Raw genomic sequence first — 14,204 nt, 5'->3', positions numbered from 1 at the left:
CAAACGTGGCGGCGTTTCTGCAAAATGTTTCAACATCGAGAGTACAGGAGGAATAGGGAATGTGGTTAGCCCGGTCGGCGATTCGTCGCCCTGTCTTTACAACAGTTGCCGTTATTCTTATCTTGGTCATGGGGATCGTCTCCTTGGCCAATCTACAGATGGATCTATTACCGGACATTCAGCCTCCGGTAGGTGCAGTCGTCGCTTCATATCCCGGAGCGAACCCCGATGAAGTGCTGGAGAAAGTGACCAAACCGCTGGAACTGCAACTGGGTACACTGCAAGGATTAAATAATATTCAGAGCCAGACCCAAGAAGGAGTCGCTCTGATTTTGCTGGAGTTTAATTGGTCTCAGGATATCAACCAAATGCAAAACGATGTCTTAGCACGGATCAATCAGACTCCGTTACCCTCCGATGTAGATACACCCAACTTCTTGAAGTTTGATCCTTCCGCTTTTCCAATCATGCAGTTGTCGGTAATGGCGGAATCGCAAGAGGATGGACAATGGGCCGATGATGTGGATGAGATTACACAGGCCTTGTCCAAACTTCCCGGTGTTGCCAGCGCTGATCATACAGGGTTGTCGGAACAACAGGTCCAGGTGATCCTGCAAGGGAATGAGCTGCAAAAGTGGGATCTGTCCCAAGCCGATATCAAGGATCGAATCGAAGCTTCCAATCTGAGTCAACCTGGTGGGATCGCGGAAAAAGGAGACGAAGATTTAACCCTTCGGGTCACCTCGAAGCTGACCAATCTCAAGCAGTTAAAAGCGTTGACGATGGCGGTCAACCCACAAAACGGGGATAAAATTACCCTGGATGATGTGGCAGATGTTAAACTCACGGAAAAAGAACAAGAGGTTATCACCCGTACCAACCAAAAGCCAAGTGTCGGTATCAATGTATTTAAACAGGCCGGTGCCAACACCGCCTCTGTTTCCCATGAGGTAAAGGCGGAGTTGGATCGGTTGCAGGCGGATAAAAAGTTGCAGTTTGTCACCATCTTTGATCAGGGTGAATATGTAGATCGCTCCGTCACCAATGTGACAAACACCATGATCGGCGGGGGCGTCTTGGCGATGTTGGTTCTCTTTCTGTTTCTGCGCTCCTATCGCAGCCCCCTGATTATCGGAGTGGCTATTCCCGTGTCGGTGATCACCACCTTTGTCCTGATGTATTTCGCTGATTTTACCCTTAACATGATGACCCTTGGCGGTCTCGCTCTTGGGGTAGGAATGCTGGTGGATAATGCGATTGTGGTGATTGAAAATATCTACCGCCATCTGCAAAGGGGCGAAGATCCCCGCCAAGCGGCGGAAAAGGGAGCCGGTGAAGTGGCGTCGGCTATCACTGCCTCTACCTTGACCACCATTTTTGTGTTTGTGCCGATGGTGTTTGTTAGCGGGATTGTGGGACAGTTGTTCCGCGAGTTCGCTTTGACGGTCTCCTTTAGCCTACTGGCTTCGCTGCTGGTATCATTGACGATTATCCCTGTGATCGCCTCTCAAATCATGAAAAAGCCGCGCAAGGGCAAAAAGCCGCAGCGGCGATGGGGGCAGCGCGCTTTTCGGCGGACACTCCGCTTTGCCCTTGGTCATCGCTTCCTGGTAGTGTTAACCGCATTGGTGTTGCTTGGGGTAGGCGCGTACGGCATCAGCCAAGTAGGGACCGAATATCTGCCAGCTGCTGATGAGGGCGTTTTTATGATTGAAGCCAAGCTGCCGGCTGGAACCGGATTATCCAAAACCGATGAGGTGGCGGCAGCGATGGAGTCAATCCTGGAAAAGGAGAAGGATATTGCAGACTTCCAGCTTTCCTTGGGAACGGGGCAAAATGAAAACGCCATGTTTGGGGAGAGTGGGCGCAATATCGCTCAATTTTATGTCAATGCAGTGGATGCGGAGGAACGGAATCGCAGTACCCGCTCCATTATGAACGAACTGCGCCCTAAGTTGGCAGCGGTTGATCCCGATGTAGAAGTTGAATTACAGGAACAGTCCTCCTTTGAAGCAGCAGGGGCACCTAATACGCTGGAGTTCACCCTCAGCGGAAGCGCCGCTGAGCTGGAGGAGTGGGCGGATCGCGTTTCCGACTCTCTACGGCAAGTGGACGGGGTGCAGGAAGTGTCGGACTCACGCCAAGCGACACAACCCGAGTTACAAGTGGTTGTCGACCGGGAAAAAGCGGAGGAGCACGGATTGGCGCCGGCGCAAGTGATTGCGGCGGTATCAACTGCGACGCGGGGAGAGATCGTGACCGGGATGGATTTAAAGGATGGAGGCATCCATGATGTTTTTCTCCGTTATGAGAAATCCTTTCAAGAATCCCCAGAAAAGCTGGAAGACCTCCCAATCCCGGTGGGCGACGGAGACCATGTTAAACTGTCCGAAGTGGCGGATATCACGGTTGAACAAGGTCCCATCGTCATCAGCCGGGACGATCTACAGGACAGCATTCAGTATCAGGTGCAGTTTGACGGGACTGATCTAGGAACGGTGGAGCGGGATGTAAACGCTAAGCTGGATCAAATCAATCTGCCTCGCGATATGGATGTGCGCTTTACCGGAAGTGCCGAACTGTTTCAAGATGCGATCGATGACTTGATACTGGCGGCGGGATTGGCGGTTTTGTTTGTCTTTCTGGTGTTGTCGGCGCAGTTTGAATCCTTTAAATATCCCTTTGTTATCATCCTGACCCTGCCATTGATGGTGATTGGGGTGGCGTTGGCGCTTTACCTTACGCAAACCCCCGTCGGGGTGACAGCGATGATCGGTTTGATCGTGCTGGCGGGGATTGTGGTCAATAATGCGATTGTCTTGGTCGATTATATCAACCAACTAAAGCAACGGGGCATGGCCAGCTACGATGCGATTGTGGAAGCGGGCATCACCCGTCTGCGCCCCATTTTGATGACTGCCACTACCACTATCTTAGGTTTAATCCCCCTCTCCCTCGGTTTGGGAGAAGGGACGGAAATCCAGCAGCCGTTGGCGATCGCGGTGATCGGTGGTCTGGTTTCCAGTACTATACTCACACTAGTGGTGATCCCGGTCGTCTACTCATGGTTTGATCCGGAAACGCGTTGGTTGAAAAAGAAAAAGAGTGAAGCGACCGCGGAGTAATTACGGTCGCTGGATAACGACGGGATTGCGATCAGTGACGAAGGTGCGGATATGTATACTTTTCTGTGTGAGATTATGGATGGAAACAACTTTCGCTCTCCGTGATTGAATAACAATGCCTGCTTTCTTTAAGAAGGCAGGTGTTGTTCAATTCGTAAAATCATAGGGATCTAACAACGGATGAACTATCATTTTCCTTTTTGTGGTAAGAACAAAACCCTGACGCCTTTCGGCGCAGGGCTTTGTTTCGCTTGTTGATTATATCAAAATCCTCAATAGTTACACATCGACACCAACCGCTTCCGCGATCGAGGAGAAACCGTCTCTCTCCAATAATTGCAACAGCTCTTCATTAATGTGGCGGGCAATGCCAGGACCGCGATAAATCATACCGGTGTAGACTTGTACTAGGGTAGCCCCAGCACGAATTTTCTCATAAGCGTCGTTTCCGTCAAAGATGCCGCCGACGCCGATGATCGGGATGGAACCATTGCTGATTCGGTGTACGTGACGAATCATTTCCGTTGCGCGCTTTGCCAGTGGGCGGCCGCTTAAACCACCGCTCTCCCGGCGAAGCGCATGTTTGATTCCGTCCCGGCTTAAGGTGGTATTGGAGACGATCAGTCCGTCGATATCTCGCTTTTGCGCGATGGAGACTGCGCTTTCGATGGCTTCGTCCTCTAGGTCCGGTGCCAATTTCACCATCAGTGGCCGTATTTCTCCCGTCTCTTGTTGCAGTTGGCGTCGTTCTTCCATTATTTCTGCCAATAGATGGTCAAGGGAATCGGATTGTTGCAGATCGCGCAGACCTTTGGTATTGGGGGAACTGATATTGATGACAAAGTAATCCCCATACCGATAAAGGGTACGCAGACCTTTACGATAATCGGCAGGCGCTTCTTCCACCGGTGTGTCTTTGTTTTTTCCCAGGTTGATGCCGATCGGGATGTTGGGGCGCTTCAGCTGGGAGAAGGATTGAAGTGCTGCTTCTACGCCGTCGTTGTTGAAGCCCATTCGATTGATCACTGCTTCCTCCTGCGGTAACCGAAACAGGCGGGGGCGAGGATTGCCCGGCTGCGGGCGGGGTGTGAGCGTTCCCACTTCGACAAAGCCAAATCCCAAGGCAGCCAAAGCCGGGTAAACCGAAGCATGCTTATCAAAGCCGGCGGCCAACCCGACCGGAGTGGGAAAGCGAAGCCGGGAGCAGCTGACGCCCAGCCGCGGGTTTTCCATGTGGTATTTCCACTTGACTCCCCAAACTCCCCCAGGGATGGATTGCACCATTTTTAAGCCGCGGATGGCCCACTCATGGGCCGCTTCCGGATCCATCCGAAACAGCCATGGTTTTAACAAAGAATACACGTTATGATAAGTCCTTTCGCAGGTGTGTCTAATCCCGCTACACTAGGGAATCAGACAACATTCCTTAGTTGTCTCTCCGTAGAATACCACATTTTTTTTGAGGAGACACTGGGACAGGATGGAGGGAGAAGTTTAATCAATCTTATGCCAAAAATGCGATTAACAGACAAAACAGTCCCAAGACCAATATCTCCAAGCCCATGCTTTTGCTGCGAAGGGCTAAGACGCCTCCTACAATCGTCATTAGGATACCGGCAAAGGTAAAAAGCGATGCCATGGAGAGTCCTCCTTCTCATCGTGATGGAACGGCTTTTAGAGCCAGGGTCTTTTCTAATATTGTAGCTCTATTATTCCCTATAGACCTCTCTATGTTATGATTCGCAGGTTTATCGTCGATTCGTGTCCCCCTTCGCTGTATAATGAAACGAAGAATGGAGGGAACTGGCTTGAAATTGCCTTTTGCGACAACAAATGAGGGAAAGCTGCGGGAAGCCAGGCATGTGTTGACTCCGTTAGGGATTGACGTTGTCAGCCTTCCCCTTCAATTATTTGAACCGGACGTCGGAACGATTGAAGATGTCACCCGTGAAAAGTTGAAACAGGTAAAAGAGAGGGGAATCCAACGGGTGATGGTGGATGATGCCGGGATCTTCTTTGCGGCTTACTCTCATTTTCCAGGGATTTTGACGAAACGGGTTTTTGAACGCATCGGCTATAAAGGGATTTTTAAACTGTTACAAGGGGAGCGCCGCGATGCGTGGTTTGAAGGAGCGATTGCAATTTTATGGGATGGAGAGGTGAATACCTTTTCCGCACACACCTATGGTCGTTTATTGGAAGAATACCCTCCCGGTGTGACGCCGGAACCCGGTTTTCCCTTTAATCCTTTGTTCGTTCCCGTGGGGGAGAATCGCACCTTTGCGGAAATGTCCCCTTCAGAACGGGAACAATATTCATACCGTGCAAAGGTGCTAAAAGAAGCGGCACACTGGCTACAGGAGCGAAACGGGAGTAAAGTGGCGGATTGACGCTGTTTTGATATGGATGTTACACTACAAAGAACATCTTTATCGCATTAGCAAACTAAAGTGTTCTGGGAGTGGAGTCCGTTGGGAAAGCCGCGCGAATTTGAAAAACCGGTGGGTGTACGGGATTTTTTGCCGGAAGTGGCCCGCAAAAAGCAGTGGGTTGAACGACAGGTGGAAGAGCGGTTTACCGCGTGGGGTTATCGGGAAGTGATTACCCCCACCTTGGAGTATTTTGACACCGTCGGCGGCGCCAGTGCCATCGATGAGGATAAGCTGTTTAAGCTGTTGGACGGACAGGGAAAGACACTGGTTCTGCGCCCGGATCAAACCGCCCCCATCGCCCGAGTAGTGGCGTCGTTGATGCGGGAAGAGCCGCTGCCGCTGCGGCTGTTTTATCATGCCAACGTTTTTCGAGCGCAGGAACGGGAAGCGGGACGGAGTGCGGAGTTTTTCCAATCCGGTGTGGAGCTGGTGGGTGATCATTCGCCGGAAGCGGATGCGGAAGTGTTGGCTTTGGCGGTAGAGTCGCTGCAAGCTTGCCGTGTGGGTTCTATCCAGTTGGCGATCGGTCATATAGGATTATTGGATGCCTTGTTGATGGAGCAGCTTCAGGATCGAAAAACAGCGGATCAGCTGCGGGAATGTTTGAGTCGGCGCAACTTGGTGGAGTTTCGCCATCGTGTCAACGCCCTGGATTTGCCCGAGCGTGGAAGGGAATGGTTGTTGTCGATCCTGGAGCAGCGTGGGGGTGTGACAATCCTTCAGCGGTGGAAAGGGACGGACTGCTCCCGTGTACAGAAGGCGATCGCCCATTTGGAGGGGATTTGGGAGGCGTTATGCGATTGGGAGCTGGATCACTATATGGGGATCGATCTCAGCCTGGTGGGAAGCTTGGATTACTACTCCGGCATCTATTTTGAAGGATATGGAGCCGCCAGCTATTATCTATTGAGCGGTGGCCGTTATGATCGGTTGTTGGAGCGTTTTGACCGCCCGGCACCGGCCCGTGGATTCGCTTTAAAGACCGATCGGTTGATTATGGCGGGGACGGGGGAAGGGTCGGTAAAAGAAGCGATAACCCTGGTATATGATCCTGCTTCCCGTCGACGTGCCTATCGGGAAGCGACCCGTTTGCGGAGTGAAGGAAAAGCGGTCACCTTACGGATCGACGAAAATAATCCTGGTATAGCGGTGATACGGGGGGAGGAGGGGGAAAATGGCTGAACGGGAGCCACTGGTGGTGGCCATGCCTAAGGGACGCATTTTTGATGAGGCGCTTTTATTGTTAAAACAGGCGGGTTTGTCGGTAGGTACAGATCTATCCGCAGACTCCCGTAAATTGACGGTGGAAGTGCCGGAGGAAGCGCTCTCCTTTCTGATGGTTAAACCGATGGATGTTCCCACCTATGTGGAACACGGTGTGGCCGATTTGGGAGTGGTGGGCAAGGATGTGTTGCTGGAAGAGGAACGGGATGTTTATGAATTGCTGGATCTCGGCATCAGTCCCTGCCGCATCTCGGTAGCCGGTTCCCGTGATTGGAAGCAGGTATTTAACCCCAAAGTGGCCACCAAATACCCCCGGATCGCTGATCGTTATTTCCGTGAAAAAGGGCAACAGGTGGACGTCATCCACTTAAACGGTTCGGTGGAGTTAGCCCCGCTGATCGGGTTAACCGATCGCATCGTCGATATTGTCTCAACCGGGCGAACCCTAAAGGAGAACGGGCTGGTGGAGCTGGAGGAGATCACGCATGTCACCTCCCGCCTGATCGCCAATCGAGCCAGTTATCGCTTAAAAAGCAGTGCCGTCAATGAGATCGTTGAACGGTTGGCCCAAGTGGTGAAGGGGAAGGAGGGCTCATCATGATTTCGATCGTAAAAGCGGATGAACTGGATATCCGACGGCGGGAGGAAACCGGCTCGCCCGAGGAAGAGCGCATGGTGCGAGAGGTGATTCGCCATGTTCAACATAAAGGGGATACCGCGTTGGCAGCATATACCCGTCGCTTTGACAAAGTGGAAGTGACGGAAACGCTGGTCTCCGCTGTGGAAATGGAGGACGCGTATCAACAGGTGGAACCGGCTTTTATCAATGCGTTGCAAACCGCTGCCGCCAAGATTCGCGCTTATCATGAACGGCAAAAGCGAACATCTTGGATGGAAACGGAAACGGACGGGACTGTTTTGGGGCAACTGGTTCTCCCATTGGAACGGGTAGGGGTTTATGTGCCGGGGGGACGGGCCGCTTATCCCTCCACCGTGTTGATGACAGTGATTCCGGCGCAAGTGGCGGGAGTGGAAGAAGTGGTGATCACTACCCCGCCGCAAGCCGACGGCAAGATTGACGCTACCACCTTGGTGGCGGCACGAGAAGCAGGAGTGGAGCGCATTTTTAAGGTGGGCGGTGCCCAGGCGATTGCTGCTTTGGCATTTGGGACGGAAACGATCCCACGGGTGGATAAGATCTGCGGTCCCGGTAATCGCTATGTCACCTTGGCCAAACGCTTGGTTTACGGCCAAGTGGATATCGATATGATCGCGGGCCCTAGTGAGATTGTGGTAATCGCTGACGATAGCGCTGACGCGGCGTGGGTGGCGGCGGATCTGTTGTCCCAGGCTGAGCACGATCCCATGGCCTCCGCCGTTTTACTCACACCGTCACAAACCTTGGCCGCTGCCGTTACCCGCGAGCTGATCAGCCAATGTGAGCGGCTGCCGCGGAGGGAGATTGCGGCCCAATCACTACGTGAGCACGGGGCGATCGCGATTACCGTTGATGTAGCGGAAGCGGTGGCAACGGCAAATCGCTTAGCGCCGGAACACTTGCAGCTGATGGTGGAAGATCCTTGGAGTTGGGTGGGCCAAGTGAGACACGCCGGGGCCTTGTTTTTAGGTCACTGGAGTCCGGAAGCGTTGGGCGATTATGTGGCCGGTCCCAGCCATGTGCTGCCCACCAATGGAACGGCACGCTTTTCCTCTCCTTTGGGAGTGGATGATTTTACGAAAAAGACCAGCTTAATCGCCGCTAGTCGCGATATGATCCAACGGGATGGACAGACGGTGGTGACCCTGGCTGAGGCGGAAGGATTGAGCGCCCATGCCGCCTCAATCCGAGTACGGTTGGAGAAGGAGGACACCCATGGCTGAACGGAGTGCACGAGTGGAGCGGGAAACGAAAGAAACACAGATTCGCCTGTCGCTGGAGTGGGACGGTTCCGGCCAAACCCATCTTGATACCGGGGTTCCCTTTTTGGAACATATGCTGGATCTGTGGGCTAAACACGGCCTCTTCAATTTGGAGGTAGAGGCAAAGGGAGATTGGGAGATCGATGACCACCACACGGTGGAGGATATCGCCATCTGCTTAGGGCAGGCCATCCGGGAAGCCCTGGGAGAGAAAAAAGGAATCCGCCGTTATGGACAAGCGTGGGTGCCGATGGATGATGCCCTCGGTCAGGTGATCGTCGATCTGTCCAACCGTCCTCATATGGAGTTTCGGGCGGAGTTTCCGCAAGCAAAGGTAGGGAACTTCGACACAGAGTTGGTACATGAATTTTTCTGGAAGCTGGCCCTAGAAGCGCGCATCAATCTGCATGTGATCCTGCACTATGGTCGCAATACGCACCATATGATCGAATCCTTGTTTAAAGCCTTGGGCCGCGCACTGGATCAGGCGGGAGAAAAAGATCCCCGTGTGACCGGGGTGCCATCCTCCAAGGGGGTGTTATGATGATCGGTGTGATCGATTACGGAATGGGCAATTTATACAGCGTCAGTCGTGCGTTGGAACGTATGGGTCACTCTGCTCGCATCATCGCTGACCCGGAAGAGGTGCGGCAAGTAGACGGCTTAATTCTTCCGGGGGTGGGTGCGTTTGGCGATGCGATGCTGGAGTTAAAAAAAAGGGGCCTAGTGGAAGCGATCAGGGAAGCGAGCGCAGAAAAACCGTTATTGGGGATATGCCTGGGGATGCAGCTCTTATTTACTTCCAGTGATGAACACGGTTATCATCAGGGGCTCAATCTGTTTTCCGGCCATGTCAAACGGTTGGAAGGGGATATCAACATCCCCCATATGGGCTGGAACCAACTTCAATTTAACGGGCCACACCCGCTGTTAAAAGGAGTGGAGGAGGGGTACGCCTATTTCGTTCACTCCCACCGCGTTCTTCCTGACAATCGTGAGGATGTGTTGGCTGTTACCGATTATCATCAAAATGTGACGGCGATCGTGGGCAGGCATCAATTGTTTGGAATGCAGTTTCATCCGGAAAAGAGCGGCAAGGTGGGAATACGGCTATTGGATAACTTTGCACAGTTGTGCCGGGAAGGAGTGGGTTGCGCATGACTTTCACTCTTTACCCGGCGATTGATCTGCGTGGAGGCAACTGTGTACGACTGTTTCAAGGGGACTATGCCCGCGAAACGGTATATGACACCGATCCCGTCGCCGTTGTGCGCCGCTTTGTCGATCAAGGCGCGGAGTGGTTGCATGTGGTTGATCTCGATGCTGCCCGAACCGGTGTAGCAGCTAATCTGGAAGTGATCAAAAAAATGGCGGCTGCCGCCCCGTGTCCATTGCAAGTGGGTGGCGGCGTTCGTGATATGGAGCGTTTGAGGCAATTGTTAGATGCCGGTGTCCAACGGGTAGTAATCGGCTCCGCCGCTGTGGACAACCCTGCGTTTGTAAAAGAGGCGCTCGCTTCTTTCGGCGATCGCATCGCGGTCGGGTTGGATGCCCGGGACGGCATGGTGGCTACCCATGGTTGGCTGGATACCTCCAATGTCCCGGTGGAACGGCTGGCCAACGAAATGGCGGCACTGGGGGCGGAAACCTTCATTTTTACCGATATTGCCCGAGACGGTACCCTGAGCGGTCCCAATGTGGATGCCATCCGTTTTCTCGCCCAGGCGTGTGGCCGCCAAGTGATCGCCTCCGGTGGTGTCCGCTCCAGTGCCGATTTGACGGAGTTGGCCCGATATGCGAAAGACGGAGTTGCTGGAGCGATTGTGGGCAAAGCGCTGTATACCGGGGCCATCCGTTTAAAAGAGGCTCTACAGGCGGTGGAGAAGGAGGCGGGGGTATGATTTCCAAACGGATTATTCCTTGCCTGGATGTAAAGGACGGCCGTGTGGTAAAAGGCGTTTCCTTCGTTAATCTCAGGGATGCCGGTGACCCAGTGGAACTGGCCGCTCGGTACGATGAACAGGGAGCGGATGAGTTGGTGTTTCTGGACATATCCGCCTCTCATGAAGGGCGAAAAACAATGGTGGAAGTGGTCAAACAAGCTGCGGGAACATTGAGCATCCCCTTTACCGTCGGTGGAGGAATCAGCTCGGTCGACGATATGTTTCGCCTGTTACGGGCCGGTGCAGACAAAATCTCCATCAATACCGCCGCTCTGCTCAATCCCGACCTGATTGAGGAAGGAGCCCGCCGCTTCGGCAGCCAATGTATCGTCGTCGCCATCGATGCCCGCTTCGATCTCGATGGGGAGAGGTGGGAAGTGCTTAGCCACGGCGGCCGTAACCAGACAGGACGAGATGCGGTGGAATGGGCCCAGGAAGCCGTCGAGAGGGGGGCCGGGGAGATTTTGCTGACCAGCATGGATCAAGATGGGCAAAAGTCGGGCTTTGACCTCCACTTGACGCAGGCGGTGGCAGCAGAAGTACGGGTTCCGGTAATCGCTTCCGGCGGCGCAGGGGCTGTCGAGCACTTTGCGGAAGTATTCAGGGAGACCCCGGCCGCCGCTGCTTTAGCCGCATCCGTTTTCCATTATCGTGAGATCCCCTTGCCGCAGTTGAAGGCTTACTTAAAAGAGAAAGGGGTGCATGTCCGATGAGCCTTTCCTTTGATCCGGCTCAGGTACGGTTTGACGTCGACGGTTTGGTGCCTGCCATCGTCCAGGATGCGGTCAGCAAAGAAGTGCTCACATTGGCCTATATGAACAAAGCATCGCTAAACAAAACGCTAGAGACGGGAGAAACCTGGTTTTGGAGCCGCTCCCGCCAAGAGTTGTGGCATAAGGGGGCAACATCGGGCAACACCCAGCGTATCGTTTCCATCGCTTGCGATTGTGACGGGGATGCATTGGTAGTGCGGGTGATTCCCGCTGGCCCCGCCTGTCATACCGGCGCTTATTCCTGTTTTAAACCGGCGCAAACCGATAGCGGTGATCGCTTCGCCATCTTAAATACCCTGGAAGCGGTGATTGCACAGCGAGAAACGGAGCGACCCACCGATTCGTATACCACATCCCTGTTTACTGGTGGAGTGGACCGCATCCTGAAAAAAGTGGGTGAAGAAGCGACAGAAGTGGTAATCGCAGCAAAAAACCGTTCTGCGGACGAGCTGCGTTGGGAAAGTGCCGATCTTCTGTTTCACTGGTTGGTGCTACTACGGGAGCAGGGCTTGTCTCTGGATGAGATTCTGCAGGAATTGGCACAGAGACATGGTCCGAAGGGGTAACTTAAACGGATGAAATAAACTTTCTACCTCCTTTTTGGGGGTGTTTTTTGTGTATTTGACATCTGTTTACCTCAAGCGGACAATAGAAAAACGACAGATGAGATACATCAACATTCGTAGTAGGTATGTAATTTGTAGTAAATATGATATACTTTTTGCGACATGCGCCAATGGGGAACTACCCCGATAGGGTGGGATAAGATGAAACGAATGCAAGCGGATAATCGAAAACAGGAACAAGGACATAAAGTGATCCGTCTGCGTATGGATGCGGGCTTCTTCTTTGAACGGGCAGTCCGCTCCCTGGATCGACATCGCTATGACAAGGCGCTGAAGTATTTTCGATTAGCGGCGGAAAAAGAACCGGATAATCCAGTCAACCAGTGCAATTTGGCGGGAATATTATCGGAGATGGGACGTTTTGAGGAGTCCAACGAAGTGTTGGAGCGAATATTGCAAGAGGTAGACTCCCATCTACACGAATGCTACTTCTACATGGCCAACAACTATGCCAATATGGATGATTTTGAGAAGGCGGAAGAGCACTGCCTGCGCTATTTGGAAGAAGAGCCTGAAGGGGAATTCAGCCAAGAAGCGGAGGAAATGTTGGAGATGTTGGCTTTTGAATTGGGAAGACAACCGCGACGCCCACGAGTGCAACCGCGGAACCGCCTGCTGCGAAAGCATGAGGAAGCGCGGGAGTGTATGGAGGCCGGTCACTTTTTACGGGCGACCCGCATCCTGGAGAAACTGGTAGAGGAAGCGCCTGATTTTTTGGCGGCGATGAATAACCTGGCATTGTCCTATTATTATACTGGTGAACTGGATCGTGCAATGAAAACCATCCACCAGGTACTGCAAAAGGACTCCCACAATCTCCACGCTTTGTGTAATCTGGCTGTTCTGAGTCAATATCAAGGGCAGGTGGAACAGCGGGATCGTTTGGTGGGCATGTTGAAAAAATGGGCTCCGTTCCATTTGGAGCAAATGATGAAATTGGCGACCACCATGGGTGTTCTCGGTGAACATCAAGAAGCGTATCGTCTGTTTAGGCATCTGTTGAAACTGGATCCCGCGCCGGACTCCAGCTTATATCACTATGTTGCCGTTGCCGCCTTTAACATCGGCGAATGGAGCTTCGCCCGAAAATACTGGCGCGTAGCCCGTGAGCTCGACCCGAAATCGGAGGTGCCTCGCTTCTACCTCAACCAATTGGTGGAGGCGGAAAGCTCTCTTCAGCGCCTGCCGTCGATCAGTTATCATTATCAACTGCCCTTTGAGGAACAGTTGTTGCAATTGGATCAACAACAACGGCGGTCCATTCCGGAGCAGATCAAGCAAAATCCTCTGATTCGCTCATCCTTCTTTTGGGCATTAAATCACGGGGATCGCGAAACAAAATTACAAGTGCTACAAGTATTTGAATGGATTCGCGATGGTGAAGTGGAAGAGGTTTTGCGCGGCTTCTTGCTGAAGGAAAATGAAGATGATGACCTGAAGCGTATCGCCTTATATATCCTTCGTGAAATCGGCATAAAGGAGCCGTGCCGTGCTCGCTTGGATGGCCGAGAAGTGATGATTCAGCCCTACCAGCTGGCACAGGAATTGCCGCACTGGCTCCAGGCGTGGCGACAGGTACTGGATCGTTGTCTGGGAAGAATGGCCGGGGAGTATGATCAGACACAGATGAATGACGCCGAGATCATTTGGGCTGAATTCTTGCGCCAAAACCAACCCAACCTACCTGTGATTCGCAAAGTGGAGGGATGGGTTGCCGCCTTGGAATATGTGGTAGCCAAGCTACACGGTCTTCCGCTCACCTACCAAGGGGTCGCCCGCAAGTACGATGTTTCCTCTTCCACCGTCGGACGAAACGTACGCATGTTGGAAGAGGTTTGCAAGGTGTATCGTAACAACACACACTAGGGCAGATTTATTATCATATAACCTCAGCCCCTCAATTGAGGGGCTTGTGGTTAAAGATGGGCCCGGCAATGGTTTTGGAACGATTTTGTCAGAATTGTGAGATGACAAAATCCATCCCCCGTTTGACGCGCCATTCATCTCGCCACTTGTAAAAGTGGGAGACTTCTGGCGCGAATTAGTTAAAAAAAATCCGGTTCTCTTTTTAGGTGGTCTGCTGTAGACTGATACTATGGGCAGTGTTCGCCACCTGAGCAATTTTGTTGATGTACCACGGACAATCCATGTTGAGGATTGT

Annotated in this window: 13 protein-coding genes; 11 read left to right on the top strand and 2 right to left on the bottom strand. The window is 52.7% G+C overall.

The window, feature by feature from the left end:
• Positions 1-59 precede the first annotated feature (59 nt).
• Positions 60-3,125: an efflux RND transporter permease subunit gene (locus C8J48_RS14495; RefSeq protein ID WP_107727963.1), complete on the top strand. Its 3,066-nt coding sequence runs from the start codon at positions 60-62 to the stop codon at positions 3,123-3,125.
• A gap of 279 nt (positions 3,126-3,404) precedes the next feature.
• Here C8J48_RS14495 and C8J48_RS14490 read toward each other — a convergent pair whose 3' ends face one another.
• Both C8J48_RS14490 and C8J48_RS19240 read right to left on the bottom strand, forming a co-directional pair.
• On the bottom strand, positions 3,405-4,487 hold the full coding sequence (locus C8J48_RS14490) for a quinone-dependent dihydroorotate dehydrogenase (RefSeq protein ID WP_107727962.1): 1,083 nt from the start codon (positions 4,485-4,487) through the stop codon (positions 3,405-3,407).
• Positions 4,488-4,629: 142 nt separating this feature from the next.
• Complete coding sequence (locus C8J48_RS19240; protein WP_281261224.1) at positions 4,630-4,764, bottom strand: hypothetical protein; 135 nt, start codon at positions 4,762-4,764, stop codon at positions 4,630-4,632.
• A gap of 169 nt (positions 4,765-4,933) precedes the next feature.
• On the opposite strand from C8J48_RS19240, the gene C8J48_RS14485 reads away from it, so the two are divergent.
• From C8J48_RS14485 to C8J48_RS14440, 10 genes are all read left to right on the top strand, one after another.
• Positions 4,934-5,515: a non-canonical purine NTP pyrophosphatase gene (locus tag C8J48_RS14485; protein WP_170105572.1), complete on the top strand. Its 582-nt coding sequence runs from the start codon at positions 4,934-4,936 to the stop codon at positions 5,513-5,515.
• Between the two features lie 81 nt (positions 5,516-5,596).
• On the top strand, positions 5,597-6,739 hold the full coding sequence (gene hisZ, locus C8J48_RS14480) for an ATP phosphoribosyltransferase regulatory subunit (RefSeq protein WP_107727960.1): 1,143 nt from the start codon (positions 5,597-5,599) through the stop codon (positions 6,737-6,739).
• Entirely contained in the window at positions 6,732-7,382 is a 651-nt protein-coding gene (gene hisG, locus C8J48_RS14475) for an ATP phosphoribosyltransferase (RefSeq protein ID WP_107727959.1), read from the top strand. The genes hisZ and hisG overlap by 8 nt, the downstream gene beginning before the upstream one ends.
• A complete protein-coding gene (hisD, locus tag C8J48_RS14470; RefSeq protein ID WP_107728252.1) occupies positions 7,382-8,662 on the top strand; it encodes a histidinol dehydrogenase in 1,281 nt (426 codons plus the stop codon). Before hisG ends, hisD begins: the two co-directional genes overlap by 1 nt.
• A complete protein-coding gene (hisB, locus tag C8J48_RS14465; RefSeq protein ID WP_107727958.1) occupies positions 8,655-9,245 on the top strand; it encodes an imidazoleglycerol-phosphate dehydratase HisB in 591 nt (196 codons plus the stop codon). The genes hisD and hisB overlap by 8 nt, the downstream gene beginning before the upstream one ends.
• A complete protein-coding gene (gene hisH, locus C8J48_RS14460) occupies positions 9,245-9,862 on the top strand; it encodes an imidazole glycerol phosphate synthase subunit HisH (protein WP_211316656.1) in 618 nt (205 codons plus the stop codon). Before hisB ends, hisH begins: the two co-directional genes overlap by 1 nt.
• Complete coding sequence (hisA, locus tag C8J48_RS14455; protein WP_107727956.1) at positions 9,859-10,602, top strand: 1-(5-phosphoribosyl)-5-[(5-phosphoribosylamino)methylideneamino]imidazole-4-carboxamide isomerase; 744 nt, start codon at positions 9,859-9,861, stop codon at positions 10,600-10,602. The genes hisH and hisA overlap by 4 nt, the downstream gene beginning before the upstream one ends.
• On the top strand, positions 10,599-11,357 hold the full coding sequence (hisF, locus tag C8J48_RS14450; protein ID WP_107727955.1) for an imidazole glycerol phosphate synthase subunit HisF: 759 nt from the start codon (positions 10,599-10,601) through the stop codon (positions 11,355-11,357). Before hisA ends, hisF begins: the two co-directional genes overlap by 4 nt.
• Positions 11,354-11,983: a bifunctional phosphoribosyl-AMP cyclohydrolase/phosphoribosyl-ATP diphosphatase HisIE gene (hisIE, locus tag C8J48_RS14445; RefSeq protein ID WP_107727954.1), complete on the top strand. Its 630-nt coding sequence runs from the start codon at positions 11,354-11,356 to the stop codon at positions 11,981-11,983. The genes hisF and hisIE overlap by 4 nt, the downstream gene beginning before the upstream one ends.
• A 201-nt stretch (positions 11,984-12,184) precedes the next feature.
• Positions 12,185-13,909 carry a tetratricopeptide repeat protein gene (locus tag C8J48_RS14440; protein ID WP_107727953.1) on the top strand — a complete coding sequence of 575 codons (1,725 nt, stop codon included), beginning with the start codon at positions 12,185-12,187 and terminating at the stop codon, positions 13,907-13,909.
• The last annotated feature ends 295 nt before the right edge of the window (positions 13,910-14,204 follow it).

Source organism: Desmospora activa DSM 45169 (assembly GCF_003046315.1).
GTDB lineage: Bacteria > Bacillota > Bacilli > Thermoactinomycetales > DSM-45169 > Desmospora > Desmospora activa.
Note: the sequence above shows the minus strand (reverse complement) of the source record. Positions and strands in the feature narration are given on the sequence as shown.

Coding starts and splice junctions, on each gene's coding strand:
- C8J48_RS14495 (WP_107727963.1), top strand. CDS start 60: ATGTGGTTAGCCCGGTCGGCGATTCGTCGCCCTGTCTTTACAACAGTT.
- C8J48_RS19240 (WP_281261224.1), bottom strand. CDS start 4,764: ATGGCATCGCTTTTTACCTTTGCCGGTATCCTAATGACGATTGTAGGA.
- hisG (WP_107727959.1), top strand. CDS start 6,732: ATGGCTGAACGGGAGCCACTGGTGGTGGCCATGCCTAAGGGACGCATT.
- hisB (WP_107727958.1), top strand. CDS start 8,655: ATGGCTGAACGGAGTGCACGAGTGGAGCGGGAAACGAAAGAAACACAG.
- hisH (WP_211316656.1), top strand. CDS start 9,245: ATGATCGGTGTGATCGATTACGGAATGGGCAATTTATACAGCGTCAGT.
- hisA (WP_107727956.1), top strand. CDS start 9,859: ATGACTTTCACTCTTTACCCGGCGATTGATCTGCGTGGAGGCAACTGT.
- hisF (WP_107727955.1), top strand. CDS start 10,599: ATGATTTCCAAACGGATTATTCCTTGCCTGGATGTAAAGGACGGCCGT.
- hisIE (WP_107727954.1), top strand. CDS start 11,354: ATGAGCCTTTCCTTTGATCCGGCTCAGGTACGGTTTGACGTCGACGGT.
- C8J48_RS14440 (WP_107727953.1), top strand. CDS start 12,185: ATGAAACGAATGCAAGCGGATAATCGAAAACAGGAACAAGGACATAAA.